At 56.9% G+C, this 13,328-nt stretch carries 11 protein-coding genes; 2 read left to right on the forward strand and 9 right to left on the reverse strand.

Going from position 1 to position 13,328, the window contains the following annotated elements:
* Positions 1-59: 59 nt before the first annotated feature.
* Complete coding sequence (gene rpsD / locus CGLAMM_RS01760) at positions 60-677, reverse strand: 30S ribosomal protein S4 (RefSeq protein ID WP_319806086.1); 618 nt, start codon at positions 675-677, stop codon at positions 60-62.
* A gap of 241 nt (positions 678-918) precedes the next feature.
* A complete protein-coding gene (locus CGLAMM_RS01765) occupies positions 919-2,316 on the reverse strand; it encodes an MATE family efflux transporter (RefSeq protein WP_394819599.1) in 1,398 nt (465 codons plus the stop codon).
* Between the two features lie 97 nt (positions 2,317-2,413).
* Here CGLAMM_RS01765 and cysS point away from each other — a divergent pair, with 97 nt between their 5' ends.
* Positions 2,414-3,775, forward strand: a complete 1,362-nt coding sequence (cysS, locus tag CGLAMM_RS01770) for a cysteine--tRNA ligase (protein ID WP_394819598.1) — start codon at positions 2,414-2,416, stop codon at positions 3,773-3,775.
* Complete coding sequence (locus tag CGLAMM_RS01775; RefSeq protein WP_394819597.1) at positions 3,772-4,596, forward strand: RNA methyltransferase; 825 nt, start codon at positions 3,772-3,774, stop codon at positions 4,594-4,596. Before cysS ends, CGLAMM_RS01775 begins: the two co-directional genes overlap by 4 nt.
* Before the next feature lie 87 nt (positions 4,597-4,683).
* On the opposite strand, the gene CGLAMM_RS01780 is transcribed toward CGLAMM_RS01775, so the two are convergent.
* The 7 genes from CGLAMM_RS01780 to CGLAMM_RS01810 form a co-directional block, all read right to left on the reverse strand.
* Positions 4,684-5,223 carry a gluconokinase gene (locus tag CGLAMM_RS01780; RefSeq protein WP_418115275.1) on the reverse strand — a complete coding sequence of 180 codons (540 nt, stop codon included), beginning with the start codon at positions 5,221-5,223 and terminating at the stop codon, positions 4,684-4,686.
* 11 nt (positions 5,224-5,234) lie between these two features.
* Complete coding sequence (gene rpiA / locus CGLAMM_RS01785) at positions 5,235-5,966, reverse strand: ribose 5-phosphate isomerase A (protein ID WP_394819594.1); 732 nt, start codon at positions 5,964-5,966, stop codon at positions 5,235-5,237.
* Entirely contained in the window at positions 5,963-6,703 is a 741-nt protein-coding gene (pgl, locus tag CGLAMM_RS01790) for a 6-phosphogluconolactonase (RefSeq protein ID WP_394819593.1), read from the reverse strand. The genes rpiA and pgl overlap by 4 nt, the downstream gene beginning before the upstream one ends.
* Positions 6,700-7,584, reverse strand: a complete 885-nt coding sequence (locus CGLAMM_RS01795; protein ID WP_394819592.1) for an HAD family hydrolase — start codon at positions 7,582-7,584, stop codon at positions 6,700-6,702. Before CGLAMM_RS01795 ends, pgl begins: the two co-directional genes overlap by 4 nt.
* Positions 7,585-7,613: 29 nt before the next feature.
* Positions 7,614-9,158: a glucose-6-phosphate dehydrogenase gene (zwf, locus tag CGLAMM_RS01800; protein WP_394819591.1), complete on the reverse strand. Its 1,545-nt coding sequence runs from the start codon at positions 9,156-9,158 to the stop codon at positions 7,614-7,616.
* Positions 9,159-9,300: 142 nt separating this feature from the next.
* Positions 9,301-10,296 carry a phosphogluconate dehydrogenase (NAD(+)-dependent, decarboxylating) gene (gene gnd / locus CGLAMM_RS01805; RefSeq protein WP_394819590.1) on the reverse strand — a complete coding sequence of 332 codons (996 nt, stop codon included), beginning with the start codon at positions 10,294-10,296 and terminating at the stop codon, positions 9,301-9,303.
* Positions 10,297-10,377: 81 nt separating this feature from the next.
* On the reverse strand, positions 10,378-13,245 hold the full coding sequence (locus CGLAMM_RS01810; RefSeq protein ID WP_394819589.1) for a bifunctional transaldolase/phosoglucose isomerase: 2,868 nt from the start codon (positions 13,243-13,245) through the stop codon (positions 10,378-10,380).
* Positions 13,246-13,328: the final 83 nt, after the last annotated feature.

The following is a 13,328-nucleotide window of genomic DNA, read 5'->3' on the forward strand; positions in this document are numbered from 1 at the left end:
ACGCCGGACCAGGCTGCCCCGGTCCGGCGTTGTCGCAATTCTTCAGCCGAAGCTGAAAATCAGCGAGAATAGAACTCGACGACGAGGTTCGGTTCCATCTGCACCGGATATGGCACATCCGTCAGACGTGGGGTGCGGAGGAACTTGCCTTTCATCTGGCGATGATCCGCCTCGATATATTCAGGCACGTCACGCTCACCACTTTGCGCGGCGTCGAGGACGATGGCCAGTTGCTTGCTTTTCTCACGCACTTCGATGACGTCACCATCACGCACGAGGAAAGACGGGATGTTCACTTTACGCCCATTGACCGTGATATGGCCATGGCTGACAAACTGACGCGCCGCAAAAGGCGTGATCGCGAATTTGAGGCGGTAAATCACCGCATCAAGGCGACGCTCGAGCAGGTCAATCAGGTTTTCCGAGGTGTCACCCTTGCGGCGCACAGCCTCATCATAATAACGGCGAAACTGCTTCTCGCTGATATTGCCGTAATAGCCCTTCAGCTTCTGCTTCGCCATCAGCTGCACAGAGTAGTCTGACGGCTTCTGCTTGCGGCGCTGTCCGTGCTGGCCCGGGCCATATTCACGTTTATTGACCGGTGATTTGGCACGTCCCCAAAGGTTGACCCCAAGGCGACGGTTAATCTTATATTTGCTTTCCTGGCGCTTGCTCATTTTTGCAAGAACTCATTTCACAATATGGGCGACCTCTGCGCTGCAAGATCACCACCTGTTGCGCCGGTAGGCTTCCTCTCGAATTAGAAGAAGCGGGCGCATATCCAATACCTCAACCGATGGGGCAGCACCCAGAGCGGTCCGGTCCGATATGTCCACGTTCCCGGCAATGATGGGGCAAGTAGCGATTTTATCGCGATAAATCAACCGAAATCTGTAATCGACCTGTTCAGCCCACCTATCAGGCCACCCCCAATGCTACACGCCGCGCCCGCAGAACGTAACCCATACGAATGACGAGCATGAGCGACAGCACGGCCAGCCCTGCCGCAAGCCCCCACCAAAGCCCTTCAACACCGTAATGCCCCTGAAAAGCCACCCAGCGCCCACCGAAAACCGAAATCGGGATATAAGTGATGAACATGAAGATCATCGGCAGAAGCGTATCCTGACATCCCCGCAAAATCCCGTTACAGGCAGCTTGCAGACCATCGACGATTTGGAACAATCCGCTGATCTTCAGCAGGCTCGATGCCATTGCGATAACATGCGGGGCATTATCCGTTTTCGGGTCGATGATGAACCGGGCAATATCATCGGAGAAGACAAAAATGACGGTTGCCGCAAACAGGCTCCAGAGCATGGAGAGCCCGATGCAGGTGACGGCGGAGCGCCCCGCCGCAACGACATCCCGCGCGCCCAGCCAGAATGACACGCGGATATTGACGGCCTGCGACAAAGCCAGATTGACCATGAAGCTCAGCGTCGCGATATTCAGCGCCACCTGATGCGCCGCGGCGGAATCCGTGCCGAGCACACCCGCATTAAGGCCGGAAATTTCAAAGGCCATGAGTTCCGCGCCGCTTGCGCCCACCATGGGAAGGCCGAGTTTGAGCATCTTCCACAGTTGCGGCCAGTCGACCCGGGTCAGGCGCAGATGATCCCTAAGGTGATGGCACGACAGGGACACGATAATCAGCGCGATCGCCGTGCCCCAACCCGTTATGGTCGTCGCGACCGCGGAGCCCCACATGCCGCGCGGCTGCAGGCCGAACCAGCCATAAATTAACGTTGCATTGAGAAAACCATTGGCCAGCGCCATAAGCGGCATCGTCCAGAGAAGAAGGAATTCACTCCCCAAGGCTGGCAGGATGACGCGCAGCAGCCCGATCACGACCAATATTGGCGGCAATCCCCAGAGGAGGATGTGCATGAAATTGCGGCCTTGCGTGACGATGATCTCCGGCTCACCCAGCCATGAGAAGATCGCACCAATCGGAAACAGGATCAGAAATACCGGCACGCAGAGAAACGCGCCCAGCGCGACGCCCGTTGTCACCAGGTCAGCGAGGGAGGTCAGATGTTTCTGACGCGCATGGGCTTCCCCGCGCCGCGTGGCGATCAGGATACTGGCCGCGCCGAGGGCGGATTGGAACGTGATCAGCGTACAGAAAAACAATGTCGAGGTCAGGCCGCCCACGGCCAGCGCCGTCGCCCCCAACCCGCCAAGGAGGATCGAATCGGTGACGCCCATGGCGATTTCACTCAGTTGCGAAAAACTGAGTGGCAGAGCCAGAAGGATGAGCCGGTGCAATTGTGCCCGCCAGAGCCGCGCCTGCTGGCTGGAATCTTCAGTCACGTTAAGACGCCAAAACAAATAAATCGCCAAGTTATTTCAGCAATTTGTGAGAATGAGAGTTGCGTTGCCCGACAGACTCAAGCAATGAAAGCCCATTATGACGCCGTCTTATCACAAGCTCACGCTGCACAATAGCTTTACCCGGAAGAAAGAGGTCTTCAAACCCCTCGAAGCTGGCCACGTGCGCGTCTATTATTGCGGCCCGACCGTTTATGATGCGGTGCATATCGGCAATCTGCGCGCCATGCTCAGCGCCGATATATTGGTGCGTTTATTGCGACGCCTTTACCCGCATGTCACCTACGTGCGCAATATTACCGATGTGGATGATAAAATCACCGCCCGCGCGGCTGAAAATGGTGAGAGCATTGCAGAGCTGACGGCGCGGACGGCCGCGATGTTTCATGCGGATGTGGCGGAGCTGGACATTGTCCCGCCCGATATTGAGCCACGCGCAACGCAGCATATAAGTGAAATGCTGGAGATGATCGCGACCCTCATCGCCTCAAACCACGCTTATATTGCGGAAGGCCATGTGCTGTTTTCCGTCGCGGATTTCACCTCCTACGGCGCGCTTTCGGGACGCGCGCCGGAGGAGCTGCTGGCCGGGGCACGGGTAGAAGTCGCGCCTTACAAACGTCACCCCGGGGATTTTGTGCTTTGGAAACCCTCCGCGGCCGATCAACCCGGTTGGGACAGTCCCTACGGGTTTGGACGCCCGGGCTGGCACATTGAATGCTCAGCCATGTCGCGGCGTTACCTTGGTGAGTCTTTCGATATTCACGGCGGCGGGGACGATCTGCTCTTCCCGCATCATGAGAATGAACGCGCCCAGTCACTTTGCTGCGCCCCTGAGAGCCGCTTCGCCAATTATTGGCTGCATAACGCCATGCTGCTCTCCAATGGCGAGAAAATGTCCAAATCACTGGGCAATTTCTACACCGTCCGCGATGTGCTCGCCAAAGCGCCAGCGGAAGCTTTGCGCCTTCTGATGCTGAGCACCCATTATCGCGCCGTGCTCGATTTTTCATGGGAGCGACTGGCAGAGGCGAAAAACACATTGGATCGCTTTTACCGCGCTCTTGAGGCGCATCAGGGCGTTGCGCTTCCTGAAGCAGTTGTTGCGCCAGCCGTGATGGAAGCACTTTGCGACGATCTCAACACGGCTCAGGCACTTGCGCTTATGCATCATGACGCGACCCGCGCATTGGGGGGAGACCGTGAGGCCGCCGCGTCTTTGAAAGCCGCCGGCGCCCTCCTGGGCCTTTTGAACTCGAACCCGGATCAATGGTTCGGTCGGCAGGATGCGGACCCAGACGTCACCCGTCTTGTCGCTGAGCGTTCCACCGCAAAAGCCGCGCGCGATTTTGCCCGTGCGGATGCCATTCGGGACCAGCTTCATGAGATGGGCATTGTGCTGGAGGATTCGGCGCAGGGCACAGTCTGGAGGCGCGTATGACAGGGCGTGACGGCGGCGCCGCCATCGGCCCGACGACGGAGAATAGCCCGGTCATTATCCTTGTCCGGCCTCAATTGGCGGAAAATATCGGCACCACCGCTCGCGCCATGGCGAATGGCGGGCTTTTTCACCTGCGTCTCGTTGCACCGCGCGATGGATGGCCGCAGGAGCGCGCCTGGTATGCATCCTCCGGGGCGCACCGAATCCTTGATGCGGCGACAATTTATGAGACGGTGGATGAGGCGGTTGCGGACCTGCATCGTGTCTTCGCCACCTGCCCGCGCCCGCGTCATATTATCAAGACGGTGATGACACCCCGTAATGCCGCCGCTGACATGCGCCTGACTGAAGCCCGTCACCTCCGCACGGGCATTCTCTTCGGGCCGGAACGCGCCGGGCTCGATAATGAGGATATGGCCCGCGCTGACACGCTGATCCGGTATCCTCTCAATCCGGACTTCATGTCTCTTAACCTCGCACAGGCTGTGCTGATCATGGCTTATGAATGGTGGATGGCGGCCGACAATACCGCGCCGCACGTCCTTATGACGAATGAGACACAAGTGGCCAGTAAAGGCGCTATCGAGAATTTTTTCGGAAATCTGACCCGGCGCCTGGATGAGACCGGCTTCTGGCGCAATGTGCAGAAGCGCCCAGGGATGATCCGCAATCTGCGACATTATTTCCAGCGGGGGGAAATCACGGAGCAGGAGCTCCGCACCCTGCATGGCGTGGTGACGGAGCTATCCCGCACGGCGGAACAATCTGTTGCAGCAAAGGCGGCGCAAGGCAACGCGCATGAGGGCCAGCCCGACGCTTAAACCCCCGTTGATTGCTAGACTTTTTCAAACCGCATTGGTCAGTCAAGGCGCGCCACGACCTGGATCAAACCGTCACGACTTATCGGGTCACGATCCCAGAACGGGCGGCACCTCACCGATCAGCTGTAAACGAACGGCGTCAATCGCGTCGCGACACACCACATCTTTCGGTGGTGAGGCGTCAACGGGGATGACAGGCTCGTCTTCAGAAGGCGGCTCCAGCGTTCGCAACTGGCTTGGCACGAGCGATGCCGGCATGAAATGATGCTGCCGATGCCTGAGCCGATCCTCCAACGCCGCCTGGGGCGCCCATAAATACAGGAAGGTGAGATCGAGATCCTGACGCAACACGTCGCGATAGACGCGCTTCAGGGCAGAACATGTCAGAACGCCACCCGTCTCACGGTGCTGACGGAGCCATTGATGGCAGCGTTCCAGCCAGGGCCAGCGATCCTCATCCGTCAGGGGGATGCCGTGACTCATTTTTTCGATATTGGCGGGGCCATGAAGCTCATCCCCCTCTTGAAACGGCCAGTCAAACGCCGTGCTCAACGCCTTGGCGATTGCCGATTTACCTGTGCCGGTCACACCCATCACAACGACTAGTTTTGACGCATAACGTTCCATGAATTCCTCCGTTATCGCCGTAAACTTGCCACGCCATTCTGACCTGCAACAAGCACTTCTGAGGCCATGTCGATAAAAAGTCCGTGGTCAACAACGCCCGTGATCGCTGCGATGTCACGTGCGAGGGAGGCCGCATCGGTGATCGGGTCAAACACGCAGTCAAGGATGAAATTATGGTTATCCGTCTGATAAATCCTGCCGTCTTTCTCTGTCCGGGGATGCGCTGTGCGCGCCCCGATTTTGGAAATCAGCAGGGTCTGGATACGCTCCCACCCCCAGGGGATGACCTCAATCGGTAGAGGCATGCGGGAACCGAGAGAATCGACGATTTTCCGATCATCGACAATGACGATGAATTTCCGTGCCGCCGAGGCGACGATTTTTTCCCGCAAGAGCGCGCCGCCACGCCCTTTAATCAGCGTCAGAGTTTCACGATGGACCTCGTCCGCGCCATCGATGGCAATATCGAGAATAGGGTCCTGGACGAAATCCGATAAAGTGATCCCCAGCCGCCGCGCTTGTTCTCCGCTTGCTTCCGAAGTCGGGATCGCCCGGATGCGGAGATTCTCATTTTTGACGCGCACGGCGAGCGCATCAATCATGACGCTTGCTGTCGTGCCACTTCCCAGCCCGACCGCCATGCCGTCTTCAATATATTTTACGGCAGCCTGCGCCGCCTCCCGCTTGAATTGAAGCTGCGCGTCACGCTGATGCGAGATGTCTTCCGATGATAAGCCGGTCATGAAACGCCCTCAGTAACGGCTTTGTCGCATAGAAACGTCATCTCACCCTGTGACGTGACATGGCTGGAGGGTAACGCATCGTCGCCCGATCGGACACGGCGGAACATTTCTGCCTTTCCCCTGCCCTCAAGCAGAAAAACGACATGCCGGCTGGAGGCTATGGCGGGGTAGGTCAGGGTGATGCGTGTATGGGGCGCATCATCCGGCACACATGTCGCAACCCACTTCTCACGCTCCTGCAAAACGGGTTGCCGGGGGAAAAGTGACGCTGTATGCCCGTCCTGCCCCATCCCCAGCATGACAACGTCAAAGAACGGCCGCGCCGGGTCAAGATCCGGCGCGCCATAATGCGCCTGTAGCAGCTTTTGATAGGAAGCCGCATCCTCTTCCGCTGTGCCATGGGTCGGGATCGGGTAAACGCGCCCCTCCGTGGCTGCAACATGATTAAACAGCGTCTCACAACTCATACGGTAATTACTGGCGGCATCATCATGGGGCACGTGACGCTCATCGCCATAGTAAAATGCAACGCGCTCCCACGGCATACGTGCGACAAAACCAGGCGAGGCCAGAAGCTCAAAAAGCTTTTTCGGCGTGCTGCCCCCTGACAAGGCGATGCGGAAAGTATCTTTACTGGCCTGAGCCAGCGCGACAAGGCGTTGCGCCATATCGAGAGCGACCTCCGCGCCATCAGCACGGACGATGATTTTCGCTGTTTTGACGGTATCGCCGCTCATGGCGTTTCCTTCCTGTTTATTCCGGTAACCGGCGCATGAGGGAGGACGAATTGCGCCATCGCCTTGGCCCAGCCCTCCTCCGCATTGCTTGCGGTCACATATTTCGCGTGACGCTTGACGTCATCCCGCGCATTGCCCATGGCGATAGAGACCTGGCCGAGCTTGAGCATGGGCACATCATTGCTCATATCACCGATACAGGCGACCTCTTCCAGACTGAAACCATAATGCGCGGCGAGGAACTTCAGAGCAAAGCCCTTATTGGCCTTTTGTGGCGTAATATCGAGGTAATAGTCGCTTGAACGATGGACACTCGCCGCGTCTCCCAACGTCTCAGCGATGTCACGTTCAAGCTTTTCAAGCTTCTCCGCATCATCGCATACGCCCTGAATTTTACCGACCTGATGAAAATGGGCGCTGAGATCATCAACCACCTGTGGCGGCGTGCCGACGACATCACTCTCATGCTGGACATGTGGTGCTGATTTATCCGTCACATACCAGTCACGCTGACTGTAGAGCCACGCATCAACGCCGTTTTCCTGCAAAATCCTGCAGGCGTGCTGAACGGTTTCCGGCGCGAGTGTCAGTGATGAAAGGATTTTACCCTGGGAATCGACGATTTCAGCACCATTGAGCGCGCCGAGAGGCGTATCCAGCCCCATCTGGCGACGGAACCTCTCCATCCCCGGTGGAAAACGGGAACTGACCAGGCAGAGCTTGATCCCCTGCGCTGATAATTTCCGTGCGGCTTGCAGTGTCTCCTCACTCAGGATCTTCCCCTTATTGAGGATGGTCCCGTCCATGTCGGAAACGACCAGTCTGATCGTCGTTGCGGCCGAGCTATTTTCCTGACGAGGTTGATCATCCGGCTGTCCCATATGAAGCCCCCTCCCTTTTCCCTGAAAAATTACTTGAGCGGCAGCCACTTGCGGCGGTTGCGTGATAGAAGCTCATCAGCCTCACGCGGGCCATCGAGGCCTGCCGCATAGAAACATAAGGGTGGCTGCTCCGCACTCTGCTGGCTGAGCACAGGCTGCACGATGCGCCATCCCTCCTCAATCGAGTCCGCGCGTTGAAACAATGTCTGGTCACCGATCAGGCAATCATAGATCAATGTCTCATAACCCGTGCTGGGCCCTTCCTGAAACCAGTCCGAGTAATCGAACTTCATGCGTACGCCGCCAAGTCGGACGGAGGGGCCGGGGACTTTGGCAGAAAACTGCATCGTCACCCCTTCCGTCGGTTGGATGTGCAGCACCATGATATTGGGTGTCAATTTATCAACCGGCGTATCGCGGAAAAGTGCGTAAGGCGCCTGCTTGAAATGGATGGCGATTTCCGTTTTGCGGCAGCGAAGACGCTTCCCCGTGCGGATGTAAAACGGAACACCGGCCCAGCGCCAATTATCGATCCGCAGCTTCATGGCGACGTACGTTTCCGTCTCACTCCCCATCGAGACATCGGGCTCACCCCGATAGCCGCGCAGCGCCTCCGCATGGTCACCATTTTTGAAGGAACCACTGACATATTGGCCGCGCACGGCATTCTCACGCGTGACAGGCTGGATCGCGCTCAGAACTTTTGATTTTTCATTTCGGACGGCTTCCGCATCGAAAGACGTCGGCGCTTCCATCGCCACCATTGAAAGGAGCTGCATCAGGTGATTCGGCACCATATCCCGTATAGCGCCCGTGCTTTCATAAAAGCGACCCCGACGCTCAACCCCCACTGTCTCCGCCGCGGTGATCTGGATATGATCGATATTATCCCGATTCCAGAGCGGCTCAAAAAAGCCGTTTGAAAAGCGAAGGGCGAGGATATTCTGCACCGTCTCTTTTCCGAGATAATGATCAATGCGGTAAATCTGCGTTTCACCGAGCGAGCGCAAAAGGCGCGCATTCAGCTCTTTGGCTGAATTCAGGTCAGAGCCGAAAGGTTTTTCGATGATAACACGGCGTGAGCAATTTTCAGTCTCTTGCGCGAGGCCGGTTGAGCCGATAAGGTCAACAACAGGGCCAAAGAAACGCGCTGCAACAGCCAGGTAAAAAACGGCACTGCGCTCACCCAGGGCCTCTTTCAAACGGGTATAAGTGCTCTCTTCCTCAAATGATCCACGAATATACTGGATATTTCCCGTGATACGATCCCAGTTCTCCTCCTTTAGTTTGGCAGCGCTGGAACCGCGTTTACTGACGAAATCATCGATGGATTCCCGGAATTGCGCCAGAAGCGTCTCTGACGTCATCTCAGCCCAATCGACAACGATTACCGAGAATTCGTCACTCAATAAATCGGCGCAATCGAGATTATAAATAGCCGGGATAAGGAGACGTTTGGTAAGATCACCGCCACCGCCAAAAATGACCATGACACCCGGTGGCGCCTTGCGCAATCTGCGCAATGACTGTGTTGGCGACAGCATCTCACGGTCGCTCGTCAAAACGTCGTTCATAACCAGCCCTTTAAGCCCCACCTGCGACAATTTACGCCGCCTGCGCAACTTACCCTTATAAAAATCTATCTAATCGAAAAACGCAGCGAAGGCAGAAGTTTTCGGAATGGGAGGGCGGCATTTCGCCGCCCCCGTAAAATGCTTACTTCTTCTCGACGTGACCACCGAAACCAAAGCGCATGGCCGATAAAACTTTCTCGGCAAAATTATTGCCGGAGCGTGAGCGGAACCGTGTGAAAAGCGACGCTATGATCACGGGCGCGGGAACGGATTCCTCAATCGCGGCCTCAATCGTCCAGCGACCCTCACCGGAATCGGCAACTTCACCGGAGAATTCCGACAGGGAGCCGTTTTTCGCCAAAGCGTCAGCCGTCAGGTCAAGCAGCCATGAGGAAACGACACTGCCACGGCGCCACACTTCAGCAATATCCGCCGTGTTGAGGTCGAAGCGCTGGTCTTCCGGCAGAACATCAGAGCTCTTGGACTGCATAATGTCAAAGCCCTCTGCGAAAGCCTGCATCATGCCGTACTCGATGCCGTTATGCACCATCTTGACGAAATGGCCGGAACCTGCGGGACCGCAATGCAGGTAACCTTCCTCAGCGCGCGGGTCGAGGCCGTCACGGTCACGCCCCGTTGTGGGCACAACATCGCCTTTACCCGGCGCCAGGGCCTTCAGGATCGGGTCAATATGATCCGTTGAGTCCTTCGTGCCGCCATACATCATGCAGTAGCCGCGCTCAAGGCCCCAAACGCCGCCGGATGTGCCGACATCGACGTAATGAATACCTTTCTCGGCCAGCTGCTTCGCGCGGCGCATATCGTCTTTATAGTAGGAATTTCCGCCATCAATCACGATGTCGTCCTTGCCGAGCAGCCCATGAAGCTCCTGCACGCAGGCTTCGGTAATGTCACCGGCAGGCAGCATCACCCAGACAATTTTACGCGCCGCCGTCAACTTGCTGACAACATCCGATACGCTGCTCGCCGGCTTGCCACGGCCGGATTCCGCCCGCTCCGCCGTGCGGGACACGGCTGCCTGATCACGATCAAAAAGGACGACGTCATGGCCGTGGCGCGTCAGACGCACCGCGATATTGCCACCCATCCGGCCCAGACCAATTATACCAATTTGCATTCTCTTAAACCTTCAAACACGTTACGAAAACGTGATTTCTCTTCGGAGAAACGGCCCGATGGAGGTCGGGCCGCATCCACATTACAACGCTTTGCTGATCGCCTCCGCGAGTGCCTTCAGTCCGGCCTCAAGCGGCCCACTTATGTGGATACGCAAGGCGCGGCGGCCGCGTTCGGACAGCACATCGAAATCACCCCGTGCCTGCGCTGCCTTGACAACACCAAAGGTGAATTTCTCGCCTGGCACGGGAAGATCAGCGTGATCTTCAGCCGTGATTTGCAGGAAGACACCGCTATCCGGGCCACCTTTATAAGCCTGCCCCGTCGAATGCAGGAAGCGGGGACCAAACTCGGCAGCCGTCGCCACTTTGAGGTGATCACGTAATGTCAGCCGCACATCCTGAATCCAGGCCCGCGTCTTTTCATCACGCGCGATGTAAGCAAGCAAGCCGATATAATCGCCCGCTTTGACTCGACCGAAGAAGGCCTTGAGGATCGTCCCCACATCGTGACCCGCCAAAGCTTTGGCGTTGGACGCATCCGCGTAGAAGGCAAAAGCGCCATCTTTTGCGAAAGCTGCCTCATCCGGCAATTTGCCCGTCTCATTGAAAGCGTTCGTGAGCTTCTTCGTCTCGACTTTACTGAATTCGACGTCTGGCTGATCAAACGGGTCGATACCGAGGACCGAGCCCGCGACCGCTGTTGCAAACTCCCAATGGAAGAAAGCCTGCGCGATTGCCATTTTATCCGCAAGGTCGATGGTGATAACGGGGTGACCCGCCTCAGCAAGTGCCTTGACCGCCTTATCCTGCGCCGCCGAAGCCTTATCGCTTAGGCGAAGATAGGCGAAGACGCGATCCTTCCCGTAGACTTCGGGGCCGCCGAGCGTCTCGTCATCGATCGGCACGAGGCCCGTGCCCTTCTTGCCCGTTGACTCGGCAATGAGCTGCTCCAACCAGGCACCGAGATCGTAAATCTCAGGTGAGGCAATAATCGTGACCTTGTCCTGTTTGTGACGCGTCGCCGCGGCACCAAGGATCGCACCAAGCTGGAAAGCCTCATTTTGCGCCGGTGGATTGCTCGCAGCGGCGGATTTAACAGCATGGAGGGCTGAACGCAGGAAGGCATTAACGTCAAGCCCACTCGCCGCCGCCGGCACCAGCCCGAAATTGGAGAGAACGGAGAAACGTCCCCCAATCTGTTTCTCGCCGTAGAAGATCTTCCAGAAAAGATCTTTCTTCGCGACTTCCTCCATGTGGGAGCCGGGATCAGTCACCGCGACAAAATGTGCGCCGGGCGCCTTGCCGAGGGCCTTCTCCGCCGCAGCGAAGAAATAAGCTTTCAGGATATTCGGCTCCAACGTCCCACCGGATTTGGAGGACACGATGAACAATGTTTTCTTGAGATCAACAGCATTTTCAAATGCTTTGATCTGCTGCGGGTCCGTGCTGTCGAGAACATGCAGTTTCGGGAAATTGGCGTGACGGCCAAACGTTTCGGCAATCACTTCCGGCCCGAGGCTTGACCCGCCCATACCGAGCAGAAGCACATCGGTGAAACCCCGTGCCCGCACATCATGCGCGAAAGCTTCAAGCTCCACCGCGTGCGCAAGACGCTCCTCAACGATATCGAGCCATTTAAGCCACTTTGCTTCCTCACCGCCCGTCCAGACAGATGGATCACGTGCCCAGAGTTTGCGGAGCTTACCCTCTTTGCGCCACGCTTCGGTGATTTCCGCGGCATCTTTTTTCAACGCTTCAGGGAGTTGAACGGATTGTTTCAACACCTTGTCACCGAGCATTGCCTTCTGCTTCTGCGCGACGGCACCCAGCAACTTGTCGAAAGCGTCACAGAAGGAGGCACAGCCTTCCGTCACGAGGGTTTCCGTCACCGCGTCAAGATTCAGGCCGAGACGCTTCTGCTCATCCATCACATGGCGTGCAGCTTCGACATCCTCCGTGAGGCTCGCGCGTAGTTTGCCATGGTCACGGAAAGCGTCAAAAGTGGCGGGCGGAATGGTATTGACCGTTTCCTTACCAATCAGCTCATCAACATAAAGCACGTCTGAATAGGCTTTATCCTTCGTGCCTGTCGACGCCCAGAGCAGACGCTGAGGCTGCGCCCCCGCCGCGGCAAGCTTCTGCCAGCGTGGTGACTTGATGACCTCAAGGTAGTGCTGATACGCCATCTTGGCGTTGGCGATCGCCACTTTGCCGCGCAGCGCCTTGAGGGCCTCGGCATCCTTATCGCCTTCTTTGACGCGACGATCAATTTCAGCGTCAATTTTGCCGTCAATTCGGCTGACGAAGAAGGACGCGACGCTGGCGATCTTGTCAATCGACTCACCGCGCGCATGGCGGGTTTCGAGCCCTTTCAGATAGGCTTCCAACACATCTTTATAGGCGGCGAAGGAGAAGAGCAGCGTGACATTGACACTGATCCCTTCCGACGTCACCTGCTGGAAGGCCGGGACACCCTCATGCGTGCCAGGGATTTTAATCATCAGATTTTTGCATCCGACCTCACGCCAGAGGCGGCGCGCCTCGTCAGCGGTCGCGTCCGTCTCGAATGCAAGGTAAGGCGATACTTCGAGGCTGACATAGCCATCGAGGCCCTTGGTTGCCTCAAAAACCGGATGCATCACGTCGGCTGTGGCGCGAATATCCGTGATGGCGAGTTTCTCGTAGAGCTCTCCGGGGGAGAGGATCTCGTCAGCAAGCAATTCTTTGATTTGCGCGTCATAATCTGAGCCGTAGCCCATCGCTTTTTCAAAAATTGCAGGGTTTGACGTGACACCCTTGAGTCCATCTTCGTCAACGAGTTTTTTCAAGCTGCCGTCTGCGGTGAACGAACGCTGGATGAAATCAAGCCACGGAGACTGGCCAAATTCTGCCATCCCTCGCAATACATTTGCGACTTTCCCCGCGTTAGGCTTTTGTTCGACGCCCATGACGTCCTCCTCTCATCATACCATCACCTTGGCATTCACGGTTTCACCGCAGCGAAACAAGTTTCGGAACCGCAATGCAAGGC

It is taken from the genome of Sorlinia euscelidii (assembly GCF_036452135.1).
GTDB lineage: Bacteria > Pseudomonadota > Alphaproteobacteria > Acetobacterales > Acetobacteraceae > Sorlinia > Sorlinia euscelidii.

What these genes read in the sequence shown, in the direction of transcription:
- rpsD (WP_319806086.1), bottom strand. Translation starts at nt 677, where the DNA reads ATGAGCAAGCGCCAGGAAAGCAAATATAAGATTAACCGTCGCCTTGGG.
- cysS (WP_394819598.1), top strand. Translation starts at nt 2,414, where the DNA reads ATGACGCCGTCTTATCACAAGCTCACGCTGCACAATAGCTTTACCCGG.
- CGLAMM_RS01775 (WP_394819597.1), top strand. Translation starts at nt 3,772, where the DNA reads ATGACAGGGCGTGACGGCGGCGCCGCCATCGGCCCGACGACGGAGAAT.
- CGLAMM_RS01780 (WP_418115275.1), bottom strand. Translation starts at nt 5,223, where the DNA reads ATGGAACGTTATGCGTCAAAACTAGTCGTTGTGATGGGTGTGACCGGC.
- rpiA (WP_394819594.1), bottom strand. Translation starts at nt 5,966, where the DNA reads ATGACCGGCTTATCATCGGAAGACATCTCGCATCAGCGTGACGCGCAG.
- pgl (WP_394819593.1), bottom strand. Translation starts at nt 6,703, where the DNA reads ATGAGCGGCGATACCGTCAAAACAGCGAAAATCATCGTCCGTGCTGAT.
- CGLAMM_RS01795 (WP_394819592.1), bottom strand. Translation starts at nt 7,584, where the DNA reads ATGGGACAGCCGGATGATCAACCTCGTCAGGAAAATAGCTCGGCCGCA.
- zwf (WP_394819591.1), bottom strand. Translation starts at nt 9,158, where the DNA reads ATGAACGACGTTTTGACGAGCGACCGTGAGATGCTGTCGCCAACACAG.
- gnd (WP_394819590.1), bottom strand. Translation starts at nt 10,296, where the DNA reads ATGCAAATTGGTATAATTGGTCTGGGCCGGATGGGTGGCAATATCGCG.
- CGLAMM_RS01810 (WP_394819589.1), bottom strand. Translation starts at nt 13,245, where the DNA reads ATGGGCGTCGAACAAAAGCCTAACGCGGGGAAAGTCGCAAATGTATTG.